A 12,042-nucleotide genomic window follows, 5' to 3' on the forward strand; every position below is an offset into this window, starting at 1 on the left:
ACCTCGCAGGTGGTGGGTTGGGCGGGGGAGCGGGCTGGGAAGGTCGTGGACCGGAGTGCGGCGCTGCAGAAGGTGCGGGATTCGGCTGGGGACACGGCGCGTCGGGTGGGTGATGCGGTTCCGGAGGCGGTCGAGGCGTGGGCGTCAGGTGCGGTGGGCAGCGCGCAGTCGTTCCTGACGCGTTTTTCGCGCATCGGTTTGACTCCTGAGCGCGTTGTCAAGAAGCACGTGGCAGCCGGGCATGATGTGGCGGCGCTGGGTGACGTGCGGGCTTTGGATCTGGAGCTGGTGGACAAGGTCCGGGCGCGCAATCTCGACCTGGGCTACGCCGGTGCGGCCTCCGCCTCGGGTGCGGCTACGGCGTTGGCCCTGACCGGTGGTGTGATCGTGGCCGGCAGCGGCGCAGGTGCTGCTCCGGGAGCATTGACGGTCGTGGGCGCGATCGCGGCCGATGCGGCGGCGATCCTGGGAATCACGTCGCGCGCCGTCGGGCACGTTGCGTTGTCCTATGGCTACGACCCCGAGGACCCTTCGGAGAAGCTGATCATCCGAGCGGTGATCAATGTCGGGGCCGCGACCACGACCGCGACGCGCGCGGCGGCCCTGAAGGATCTGTCGAGGCTCACCCAGTTGCTCTACCGCGGGGCGTCATGGTCGCGCCTGGATGCATCGGTGATCGCGAAGGCTTTGACGGAGTTCGCCAAGCGGTTCGGGGTTAAGTTCACCAAGGACACGCTCGGCAAGGTGGTGCCCGGTGTCGGTATCGCGGTCAGCGCCACGATGAACGCCGCGACCGTGGAATCGATCGTCGACGAGGCCAACAGGGTCTACCGCCGCCGCTTCCTCAAAGACAAGTATCCGCAACTCGGCGCGGGTGAACTCATCCTGCGCCCCACACCAGCACCGGAGACTCGGGACAGCGGGGAGGCCATCAGCATCGTGGAGATCGTCGAGGACGTCCTCGATGACCGGGACGATGACGAGGACGGTGTCGTGGCATGACCGACTGGCTCTACCCGGTGGGAACCGACTCCGCGAACTGGGGAGACACCGACCCGGACGGGGAACCGCTGGAGCCGGTGTTGCTCCTGTCCGGTGAAGCCGCCGATATGTGGGGCAAGGAGAAGTACGGCCCGGGGCGACGTTGGCGGACCAGCATGCAGCACCCGGTGGAGCTCGACGATCTGGTGTGGGTGCGCGAGAACAGGCCGCGCTCTGCGGTCATTGGCGTAGGCGTCGTGGTGTCCGAGCCTGAGTGGGAGAACAGGCAGTACTGGTTCACGCTCGATTTCAGCAGCCGCGAGTGCCAAGACCTCGCAGTCACCCCACTGCCACTACCGCTGGAGACGCCGCTGCGGCAGATGCGCCGCGCCACGACCCCGGAGCTGGCAACGATCCATCAGCGTGTACCCGATGACCGGCCGTCCAGAGCCAGCGGACACAAGAGGTTTCTTCTGCGAACCCGGATGGTGACCCAGAGGCAGGGGCAGGCGGCCTTCCGCAACATGCTCCTCAAGGCGTACGAGGGGCGGTGCGCGGTCACGCTATCGGATGTGTTGGCGACGTTGCAGGCCGCGCACATCGAGCCGTACGACGGCGCGGCCACGAACGTGGTGAGCAACGGCCTGCTCCTGCGGGCCGACATCCACAACCTCTTCGACCTTGGTCTGCTGTGGCTGGACGATGAGTACAAGGTCTGCCTGGCCGGCGAGATCGCCAAGAGTCAGTACCGCAGGCTCGCCGGGAAGGCGATCGAGCTTCCCAAGTCAAGACGTCACTGGCCTTCACGACAGCGACTCAAGGAGCACCGCGATGCTACGGCGCAACGTGAGTAGCGCAGGTGCGCCTGCAGGAACCAGGCGTTCGTTCCTGGTCTTAACGCGTCGTCGAAAGTGGGTCGTTGCCGTGGCAGTCATGTGTTGCCGGCCAGGTCAGGTGCCGGTTCGATCCGATGTCGAGGTGCTGCGGCTACGGCGAGCCGCGGCCGACCGACGTGGTGCGGACGTCAGGAGCAGGGTGTGATCGTTGACGGGCCGGGATGGGTCGATGGCTCTACGAACCCGATCAGGGGCTTGTTTCCGCTGGCTGTGGAGCAGTATCTGAACGCGGCGGTCTCGGTGAACGCGCCGGGGGTCACCACGGTGACGACCACGGCCCGGTACTACGCCCTGCATCCTCTGGTCGTTGATGAGGCGAAGCGGCGGCGTCTTGATACGCCGGGGATGCGGCGGCTGCTGCGCCGTGTGGAGGTGGCTTATGCCCTCATCTGTATGGCGCATCACGGGCAGCCGGGCCATCACTCGTGGTATCCGGCACCACACGGACGGGACCGCCTGTTGACCGCGCTGAGCCACGGCCCTGTCGATCTGGCGGTCGCGGCTGGAACCGAAGCCGGACGATACGCGAAGGCAGCCACCGGCTTCCTGGGGCCGTATGTCGGATCGGAGACCGGACTCGGACTCCTCGCACAAGGCGCTCTCGCTCCTGGCCCGGCCTATGACCACACGATCGTCCACGGCGCGCTCGGCGCGGTGCTGGACCTTGCCGCCGCGTCCCGTCTCGGTCTCGACGACGTGCGTGATCACGCAGCTTTGTGCCTGTGTCAGGCCGTGACCTCGGCCGACGGTGAGCTCCTGGCGGGTCGGTTCGCCGGCCGCCCAGACGAGATCGGCACGGTCGCCGGCAACCTCGGACAGGTGATGCGGCTGTTCGCGACCGCCATGGAGCAGGCAGAGATCCGATCGCGGGCGGACCTGGGCAGGTTCGTCATGTTCGACCCCGCCGTCACGGAGCATCCGCACAGTACGGACAACTGGCTGCGCTGGCGGGGCATCCGGCTGCGGGCGATGTCCGTGACCGCATGGCGGGACCTGTTCGCCTACCTGTGCCGCTATCTCAACGAGGGCCCGATGACGATCGCGCAGCTCGGTGAATGCCTTGCCGAGGAGCTTCCGTCCGGCACACTCGGGGACTTCCTCGACGCGTTGCCGCCAGCCGTGGATGACAAGGGTGCCCCGCTCCCAGCGGAGAACGAGATCGCCGCATGGCCCGCACCGCGGCGGCATCTGGCGACCATCCTCCTCGGTGCTCAGCGGTTCGAAGCGTTGACCGACATCAACGGGCCGGTCCGTCTGGGCTTCGTCGGGCCGCCGGGCAGGAGGTCCGAGAAGGAGGAGCTCGCCCCGCGGTGGGTCCACGACGTGATCGCTGACCGGCGCACGCAGAGTCTGCGTGACTTCGCCATATGGCTCGCCCGGGTGATGATCAACCGAGCCCACCGTGCCACGCTGGCAAAGTCGCGCTACCAACGGGACGGCCGCTTCACCATGCCGCTTCGCGTCCTGGTGCAGGACGATCTCGTCATACGCGTGCACGGTGTAGCAACTGGTGAGCCGCCGTTGCGCTGGGCGCAGCTGTTGTCGATGGGGCGACAGACGGGGATCTTCCAGACCGGCGTAGACGGGCGATGGGAGGTGGGTCCCCGTGGAGGTCTCCTCGGATGACAATCCCTCAGGGCGCCTTGCCGCAGCCTCCTCACTGCAGGCGCATCTGTTCGCCCTGAAGGACATCCAGGACCGCCCCTACAGCGAGGCGTTGTTCACGACGTTCAACCTCGACCTGGGGTTCTTCGAGCAGCGGGTACTCGGGCTGGTGCGAGCCAGTGGCGCGGCCGTCACGGTGATCGCTGACGGATCCCGGTACGAACCCGACCCCGTCGCGGTGCACTCCGCAGGAAGCAGCTACCGCGTCGGGGTCGTCGATCTCGCGACCGCTTTCCACCCCAAGGTGTCAGTTCTCGTCGGCAGCGAGCACTTCCTGGTCGCCGTCGGCTCGGGAAACTTAACGGCTGGCGGTTGGTTCAGCAACGAGGAGACCTTGTTCGTTGCATCCGGGTCCAGGGATGAGGGCATCCCGGCGGTTGTGGCTGACGTCAATTCCTGGCTGGGGGCCTTGGCTGGGCTGCGCATGAGCGAGGGTGCACGTCAGTCCGTCCAGCGTGTCCATCTGGCCATCGGCCGCCTGCTCGAGGCCGGGCCCGTGGTGGAGACCGGGCAGCGGCTGGTCACCACATCGATCGGGCCGATTCTTGATCAACTTCCCAACGGGCCGGTCGATGAACTGTTGCTGTACGCCCCGTTCCACGACCACAGCGGGGCAGCCCTTGCTGCACTCCTGGACCGTTACACGCCATCGCGAGTCAATATTGCAGTCCAGCCAGGCAAGACGATCCTTGACCCCAACATGCTCACCCGCGAAGCCGCCGCTCGCTCTGTCGAACTGGTCTGGCACGATGCCGGACACGGCTACCGCCACGGCAAACTGATCGAGGCGGTCACCGACGGTTCGCGGTGGGTTCTTGCCGGCTCGCCGAACCTGACGGGAGCGGCCTTGCTGCGCGGTCTCGCATCCGGCGGCAACTGCGAGGTCGGTGTCGTCACCACGACCCCACGCTCCCTCTACCCAGGCGACGGCCCTGCGCTGGAGACCGCGGCCATTCCCGTCACAAGGATCCTCACCCCGCCCGGAGAGCTCCCATCGACAGGAACGTCCCTCCCGATCCTGCTGGGAGCGACGCTGGACGGTGACGGAGTCCTGGTCGAACTCTCACGCCCCGCACCGCTTCCCGTCCAGGTGGAAGTCAGCGAGTACAACGACCAACCGCAGCTGAGCAGCCTGCTCGGTCACGTCGCCACAGGCCAGGCCAGCGCACACCTGGTCCCGGACAGGCCACTGGGAGCACGATCGCGCCTGCGCCTGCGGTACGACCTGGACGGAAGCACCGTCCGCGGGCCGACCCACTTCCTCAGCGACCCCGACGCGGTCGTGCACCGAATCCCCCCACGACGCTCGACGGCCAACAACGTCGATGTCAACTGGCAGTCGCTGTTCGGCGACCTTGCTCTGCTTGAGGCATGGACCCGCACGCTCGACCACGTGACCCGAGAGCACCACGCTGCCCCCAGAACCGACATCCGCACACCAACGACAGACGACCCCGCCGCGGCCGGCAGGCCGTCATCACATCGCACATTCGACGATGAGGAGGCCTGGGCACGATACTCCCAGGACGCCATCGCACGCCTTGGCCCGACGCTCGCCCACGAAGCATCGGGCGGGCTCATCCTCCCGCACCTGAGCACAAGCATCTCCACCAAGGCTGCCGTGGGCGTCCCCGCTTGGGCGGACAAGTTCGATGCCGACGAGGCCGACTTCGACGATGAACACACCGCCGAAGAACTCGACGCCAACACCGACGCCGACGACGCCACCGACCAGCAGGGCACGACCGAACTGGTCACCGTCCAGCAGCAGCGACGGTTCCGCAGCTGGGTCACGCGCCTCGTCACTGACATCGAGAACAGACCGACGCTGGACCGCCTCACCCTGACACGCCTGATCCTCATCGCCTCACTCGCGCCCGTCTGGGACGACGAAGCCGGCTGGTTCCCATCCCTCCACAACGCCACCTCCGGTCTCAGGAACGACGACGTTCCCGACCTGCTGCAGGCAGAACTCGCATCCCTGGCCGCCGTGTGCCTCTTCCGTCTCGACCAGGGCGCACCTCCCGACCGGCGCACCGGCACCGGGCGTCAATACGCCCAGCTTGTCGACCGGCTCCGCCCCATACTGGACGAAGTCGACGCCGAACGGGTGGACGTGATCGTGCGCAGCATCTACGGCAGCCAGGCCGCTACGACGTTGTCACGGGCTGTCATGGACCATCTCGAGGCGGCGGCTGCGATGAATCCGTGGCCGGAGATCACCCGTCTCCTCCAACGGGAACATCCCGACTGGGAAGTCGACCTGGAAGACGACGGTCGCCTCATGATCGAGGCACGAAGCGGAGCTCCCTTCAAAGTCGCGGCCCACGCCATGGAGCAAGTACCGAGCCATCTGTCAGTCGGCATCGTGGTCTACGCGGGGCGGCGTCCCGAACGGAGACGCTACGCCCGCCACCAGGACATTCTCGTAGCCGAGGACTACCTCGGCCCGCGGCAGGTCTGGAAGACCTACCAGCTTAGCGCTCTCGTCTCACCCACAGGAATCCAAGCGAACCAAGCCACCGAAGCAGCAGCCCGGATCGACAAGCCACCATGGATGGAGATCTCGCAGACGGCCCACCACGTACTGACGAGCGTCGGACTGGGTACCAGCAGATAAGCGGAGGCGGGCCCGAGGCATGAGACCGAGCACTATGGTCAGCGACGGCGGGACTGGTGGTGACGAAGGCATCAGGGCCCGCTAGCATCAGCCCCGACGGCTACCGCTCTCCCTTGAGTCGGATTGCCAGGTTTCGTGTTTCCCCGAGCGCCTTCACGGCCTGCTCAATCTGCTCGTCACGCCCGAGGGCTCGATGGCTCTCCGCTCGTCGCATGAGGCGTCGGAATATCGACGGTGGGTCTGCCAGGTCCAACGCTCTGTCCCAGACGTCACGCACGGCGAGGTCGGCAGCAGTCGCTACACGCGCTACCTCGTCGAGTACCTCTTGCGGCGGGGTCGCTGAACTCGCCTTGTACGTGACCCACTCTGAAGCGAAGGTCGCCCGGCCTACCTCACTGATCGCCGTTGCCACGGAGCGTCGCAGCGCGTCGTCGTTGACGATGGTGAATGCGTTCAGCGCGCTTCGTAGCGGATTGGCCAGCGCCGGCCGGTTCGCTTCTGATGAGGGCAGCTCCACGGCCACGTCGGTGACAGCGCTTGACCACGCAGTCAACGGCTCCCGACATCCCTCGATCGCCTTGTGAAGCCGCGCTGCCCGTTCCCTGAGCCGCTCCTGGCGCGCCGCGAGCAAGGGCCCGATGACGGCCGAGCTGAGAGCGGTCAAGAAGCCGATCGCGCCACCGATCACGACGCCCCAGAGTGCCTCGTTCACGTCCTATCTCCCATTCTGCGCCCGATTGCATCCGATGATTGGGGCGCTCGGTAGTGGCCTTTGAAGCCGCAACCTCGCGCTTCGCCTGGGGGCGAGCCAGGTTTGCAGAGAGCTGCGCTTGACATGCCACCTCGCAGCGTGCTGTGGCTTTGTCCGTCCAGGCGCCGCCGCGCGGCGCTGGGACGGCGACAGTGATGATTCGAGATCCCTCAACATTTCCCTACGCCTATACCGCGGGGTCTGCCTCCGCCAGTGATGCGTCAGCTATCTCGGCATGCCCGATGTCACAGCGTTCCCACCGCAGGCCGGCGAGGTCGTTGAAATACATGACGATCATCAAGTCGGGGATGTCCGACCGGATACCCAGATCGTGCTTGATGTTCCCAGGCGGCAGTACCTTCGCCCGGTAGATCTCGTTCCGCCTGTGCTCATCGTCGACCATCACGACGTTCACGTCGAACACCGGTGCGTCTGAGTGATTTTGGACAAACAGGGTCTGCCTCCGGCCGACTCGCGGGTTGATCGCTCCGCCGTCGTACTCCTTAACCCGGTCATCAGCGACCGACTCGTACCAGGCAACGACACGATCAGCCTGGACGCGCGTCGCCGCTTCGCGAGCCTCGCGACGCTCCGTCTGGAGTGCGTCCTGAGCAGCCTTCCTCTCCCGGCGCTCGTGCAGAGTGCTGAGTACCGCCCAGATGACTGCGGCCGACGACGCGGCTGCTCCCAATATCGTCGCGAGGCTGACCCCGTGGTGCCAGGTCACGCCGGGAAAGATGTCCTGTGGGAGCATCTCCGAATCGTACTCATGCAGCCGCACGCCGAAGGCTCGGCACCTCGTGAATGCCGGAGTAGTCGGGCGTGTCTGGATTCGTTTTGCAGCGAGCCAGGCGCCTCGCAGGCTTTGCGCGGGTGCTGCCGTGGGCACGATCTCGCGGGCCCAGGAGTCAACCGGGAGGAGACCGAAGCCGGTCGTGCCGGTCCGCCTGATCTGATTGCGGCACAGCAGGAGAGCCGTACCCTTGAGGTGCGCGAGCACCCCGCTCGTGCAAGACGAGTGACTCCCATCGGGCCTCCTCGTCACGTCCGTCGGCTTTGGTCGGCGGCTGCGACTAGCCGATTGGCGCCGAAACCCCGCTGGTGCCCCATTCGCATTCCGCAAGAGACGAACCAGCAGGTCAGAGGCGCAATGCACAGTTCAACGTCTGAGGTACTCAGTCCCACCAGAACGTCCAGGCATTCATCCCGATGAGGGCCGTAGCGTACTTGTCGATGGTGTCGTGGCCGCCTTGCCAGAGGTTGTCGGGGCAGAACGTGAAGTGCTCGCGTGCCACGGCCAAGGCATGGCCGAGGTTCTGCGGCGGGTGAGCGACCGACAGCCAGAGCGTGTCGGGCCCGAGGCCGACCACGCGTGCGCCGAAGCGCTCGCCCCAGGACGCCAGGGCAGCGGAGATCAGCTCGGTGTCGTTGGTGTGGTTGCACGTTCCGTCCCAGCCGGCGAGTGTGAGTGCGCTGGCGCCGTCGTGGGCGCGGATCAGACCGAGATGCCACCGACGTGGTCGGCGGTGGAAGTCCTCGTCGTCCTGGAGATGAGCCGCATACTGCTCGGCCATGGACCAGGGATCGGCGTCACCGGTGCCGCGTGGGGCGAGACCTGGCCACGGGCCGGACGGCCACTCGTCCTCGGGTATCTCGTCCTCGTCGTCTTTCTCGGGCTCGCGATCGTCCTGGAGCTGGTTCCACAGCGTGCGCAGGGCCGTCTCGGGATCCGTTGCTTCAAGCACATCGACGGTCTTGGGGAGGGACCACCGGTCGTGCCAGGCGCGGTCGTCGTCGTGCTCCAGCAGTACCGGGTACAGGCCTGACTGCTCGTGGTCCTTCCGCAGCCGGATCCATGACGCGCCGGCATCGTCGACCGGCGCGTCGGACATCCAAAGCAGGGCCTTGCCGTGTACGGCAGCAGCAGGTGTCCATCCGTCATCGGCTGTACGGATGAGATGGCCGGGCGGTAGCCCGTCGGGCAAGGCCGGGAAGTCCTCGTGTGTCACGGCCCGAACGGTACTGGGGACCTGTGACATCGATGGGCGACAGCTGCGGCACAGATGCGGTCGCGGGTGGTTGCGGCCGTGGGACGGATCGTGGCGGACCACCCTGGCAGGGATGCAGACCTGGTCGGGCACGGGAAGGCGACCTCCGCCAGGCGTGCACCCGGTGTTGTTGAGGAAATCCCAACACTCGCCCGCTAATAGTGTGCCAAGCACTTGGCAGCGGACTCGCGGCCGTGAAACAGCAGGTCATCAGAAACTCATCAGATACAACCCGTACGGACCCGAGCCAGTCCGCTAGGCTGTCAGCCGTCGACATGAGCCGACACGCACTGTTCCAATGGAATCCAAGAGTTTCTAGAGATGTTTGGTCGGCTTCGGGAGCCCGCGAAACCTCCAAGGGGTCGCAGGTTCAAATCCTGTCAGCCCGACCGATCGCCCCTCACCTGAAACGCCAGGTGAGGGGCGTTTTTTATGCCCGCTGGCGAAGCCGTTTCCGTGCAGTCCCACCCTGGCTGACGATTCCCCGCGACAGAACTGTCCACGATGTCGCGGGACATCACAGCTCACTCCAGTTCGACACGGTCGGCCTGCGGCCCCCGGTCACTCTGGCGCACCTTGAATCGGACCCGATCACCCTCCTCCAGGGCCTCGGTGTTCTGCAGGACCGACACGTGCACGAACAGGTCCACGCCACCGGCGTCGGGGGTGATGAAGCCGAAACCGCGCTCCGCGTCGTAGCGCGCGACGGTGCCCTCACCTCCGCGCACAGGCCCGCCCGATGTCGCGGGGCGGCTCGACCGGCCACGGTCGGTGGCCGCGCGCGCACTCCCGGAGCCGCCCACGAGCCGCACGTTGCGGGCATTCGGCCCTCTGTCGCCGTCGAAGACGTCGTACGTCACGCGTGCACCCTCCGGCAGCTCGGTCAAACCCGGGCCGAGGGCACTGACGTGGACGAAGACGTCCTCGCCACCCGAGTCGGGTACGACGAACCCGAAGCCCTTGGTGTCGTCGTACCAGGACACCGTGCCGTCCGCGCCATCTGAGGGCACAGCATGCCGGGCGGCCTGTGCCCCGAGCGGCAGCAGGTGGTCCGCCTGCGGCCCCTTCTCCCCGTCGACGACGAGGAACGCCACCCGCTGCCCCTCCGAGATCACACCGCCCCCGACGATGGCCGAGCTGTGCACGAAGATCTCGACGCGACCGTCGTCGGGCGTGACGAAGCCGTATCCCTTGGCCGGCTCGTACCAGGTGACGGTGCCGAGCACGCCCACGGGCGCGCCGGGGGCACGGTCGCCCGTGACACGGACACGGCGCGCCTGCGGGCCACGCTCACCCTCGCCCACCTCGAACTCGACAGCCTGCCCCTCGCGGAGAAACTTCGGTCCGTCGTCGCCGACGATCTCCGACGCATGGACGAACAGGTCCTCGGCCTCGTTCCCGAGGTCGATGAAGCCGAACCCACGGTCGGCGTCGAACCATCGGACAGTTCCCTGGGGCACTTCAGACTCCTCATCTCAGCAGACATTGCTGTCGTCCAGTGTCCCTGACAGAACCCCGGACGGGTGGGTCCAGCCGTTTCGCGTGCGACCTCGGCGAGCACTTCGCGCTCCCGCTCGCTCAGGACATCGAGGGGACCCGAGTGTCCCGGACGGCTGATCGGTCGGCGAACGAGGTCGGTGACCAACCGCTTGGCCATCGACGGTGAGATGAGGACGTCACCGTCGGAGGCGGCGGCGATCGCCTCGTCGGTGCTGCCGACGAACGCGCGTCCCGACGTCAGCCGGACCAGCCCGGCGGCGCAGTGCATCATCGTCGACTTGCCCGAACCCGACGGGCCCCTCACCGCCGTGAACCTCCCCGCCGGGAACGCTGGTGACGTCGTCGAGCGCGACGACGGCCGACTGGCCGGAGCCGTATCGCCTGACGGCGCTGACGAGCATGGCGGCCGAGTCCGCCCACAGGAGGTGACGTGTACTCGCACGGGAGTACCTGAGCGACCGAGCTCACCGCCCGTTCTGGAGCGCAGCGAGCGCCTCGTCGGCCTCCGCCAACTCGTCCCGGTCGAAGGTGCTGGTCGTCGCCATCACCTCGGCTGCACCGGTCCGGGCGGTCAGCGCCGCAACCTCTGCCACCACCTGGCCTGCGGTGCCGGCGATCACCGAGTCGTACCCACGGTCCACCGCAGCGCGAACCTTCGGGGTAGCGGTGTCGAGCAACCTCCGCACGTCGTCGACCGGCCGCAGGGCGGTGAAGCCGCCGGTCTCCCGAGAGCTCGCCAGTGCCCAGATCTCGGGCAGCAGCAGCTCACGTGCGCGATCGGCGGAGTCCGCCACAGCGATGTCGACGCTCGCCACCAGGTACGGCTCCGGCACCGCCGGGCTGGGACTGAAGTCGCGGAAGTACGCGTCGGTCGCCGCGGTGTCCCGCAGCAGCGGTCCACCGATGACCGCCGGCAGTCCCAGCCGCGCCGCGAGCCCGAGCCCGTCCTTGATCGCCAGCAGGAACATCGGCGGCGGGGCGACCTGCGGCCGGGCGACCACGTCGTCGTCGGGCCCGCCGTACAGGTAGGAACGCAGCCGCTCGACGGCGCTCGCGTGCTCCGCCGGGTCCAGGGTGGTGTGGCCCAGCGCGCGTCGGATCGAGGACTTGAACGCCAGGGACGCCCCGATGCCGACGTCGACCCGCCTCGGGTACAGCGCCTCGAGCAGCCGCAACTGCTCGGCCACCACCAGCGGGTTGTGGTTGGGGAGCATGACGCCTCCCGTGCCGACACGGATGGTGCGGGTCCGCGCGCCGATCGCGGCCAGCAGCACGGTGGGTGAGGCGCTCGCGATACCGGGGACGGAGTGGTGCTCGGCCACCCAGAACCGGTGCAGCCCGAGGCGTTCGGCCCGGGCTGCGCGGTGGATCGTCCCGGCGACCGCGTCGCCGTCCGACTCTCCGAGGCGGGTGCGCGTGCGGTCCAGGAGCGATATGCGCATGGTGTGGGTCCTTGGGTCCTTGGGTCCTTGGGTCCTTCGGGTCGCCGGTACGTCGAGGCGAACCTGGTGGCCGGGCGGGACATTCCCCGGGTGGTTCGCCGACTTCTACGCCTGCCTGCGCCAGGCGGCGGAGGAAACC

At 67.3% G+C, this 12,042-nt stretch carries 9 protein-coding genes; 4 read left to right on the forward strand and 5 right to left on the reverse strand.

Annotated features, from left to right (window positions below; genetic code table 11):
* The first annotated feature begins 153 nt into the window (after positions 1-153).
* From EDD34_RS09660 to EDD34_RS09675, 4 genes are all read left to right on the forward strand, one after another.
* Entirely contained in the window at positions 154-1,002 is an 849-nt protein-coding gene (locus EDD34_RS09660) for an EcsC family protein (protein ID WP_170177027.1), read from the forward strand.
* Entirely contained in the window at positions 999-1,835 is an 837-nt protein-coding gene (locus EDD34_RS09665; RefSeq protein ID WP_123814371.1) for an HNH endonuclease, read from the forward strand. The genes EDD34_RS09660 and EDD34_RS09665 overlap by 4 nt, the downstream gene beginning before the upstream one ends.
* 183 nt (positions 1,836-2,018) lie before the next feature.
* Positions 2,019-3,503: a hypothetical protein gene (locus tag EDD34_RS09670; RefSeq protein WP_123814372.1), complete on the forward strand. Its 1,485-nt coding sequence runs from the start codon at positions 2,019-2,021 to the stop codon at positions 3,501-3,503.
* Positions 3,484-6,162 carry a phospholipase D-like domain-containing protein gene (locus EDD34_RS09675; protein WP_123814373.1) on the forward strand — a complete coding sequence of 893 codons (2,679 nt, stop codon included), beginning with the start codon at positions 3,484-3,486 and terminating at the stop codon, positions 6,160-6,162. Before EDD34_RS09670 ends, EDD34_RS09675 begins: the two co-directional genes overlap by 20 nt.
* A 100-nt stretch (positions 6,163-6,262) precedes the next feature.
* Here the strand turns inward: EDD34_RS09675 and EDD34_RS09680 are convergent, their stop codons facing one another.
* From EDD34_RS09680 to EDD34_RS09710, 5 genes are all read right to left on the reverse strand, one after another.
* On the reverse strand, positions 6,263-6,874 hold the full coding sequence (locus EDD34_RS09680) for a hypothetical protein (protein ID WP_123814374.1): 612 nt from the start codon (positions 6,872-6,874) through the stop codon (positions 6,263-6,265).
* 226 nt (positions 6,875-7,100) lie between these two features.
* A complete protein-coding gene (locus EDD34_RS09685) occupies positions 7,101-7,667 on the reverse strand; it encodes a hypothetical protein (protein WP_123814375.1) in 567 nt (188 codons plus the stop codon).
* A 421-nt stretch (positions 7,668-8,088) separates the two neighbouring features.
* The gene (locus EDD34_RS09690; protein WP_123814376.1) at positions 8,089-8,805 is read right to left on the reverse strand and encodes a DUF4253 domain-containing protein; all 717 of its coding nucleotides are present in this window, start codon (positions 8,803-8,805) and stop codon (positions 8,089-8,091) included.
* A gap of 680 nt (positions 8,806-9,485) precedes the next feature.
* Entirely contained in the window at positions 9,486-10,421 is a 936-nt protein-coding gene (locus EDD34_RS09695; protein ID WP_123814377.1) for a cold-shock protein, read from the reverse strand.
* Positions 10,422-10,925: 504 nt separating this feature from the next.
* The gene (locus EDD34_RS09710; RefSeq protein WP_123814378.1) at positions 10,926-11,903 is read right to left on the reverse strand and encodes an MsnO8 family LLM class oxidoreductase; all 978 of its coding nucleotides are present in this window, start codon (positions 11,901-11,903) and stop codon (positions 10,926-10,928) included.
* Between the last annotated feature and the right edge of the window lie 139 nt (positions 11,904-12,042).

Source organism: Myceligenerans xiligouense, from assembly GCF_003814695.1.
Classification (GTDB): Bacteria; Actinomycetota; Actinomycetes; order Actinomycetales; family Cellulomonadaceae; genus Myceligenerans; species Myceligenerans xiligouense.

Bases quoted from the DNA above. Each gene is read 5' to 3' on its own strand.
- EDD34_RS09710 (WP_123814378.1), bottom strand. From the start codon at position 11,903: ATGCGCATATCGCTCCTGGACCGCACGCGCACCCGCCTCGGAGAGTCG.
- EDD34_RS09685 (WP_123814375.1), bottom strand. From the start codon at position 7,667: ATGCTCCCACAGGACATCTTTCCCGGCGTGACCTGGCACCACGGGGTC.
- EDD34_RS09665 (WP_123814371.1), top strand. From the start codon at position 999: ATGACCGACTGGCTCTACCCGGTGGGAACCGACTCCGCGAACTGGGGA.
- EDD34_RS09690 (WP_123814376.1), bottom strand. From the start codon at position 8,805: ATGTCCGACGCGCCGGTCGACGATGCCGGCGCGTCATGGATCCGGCTG.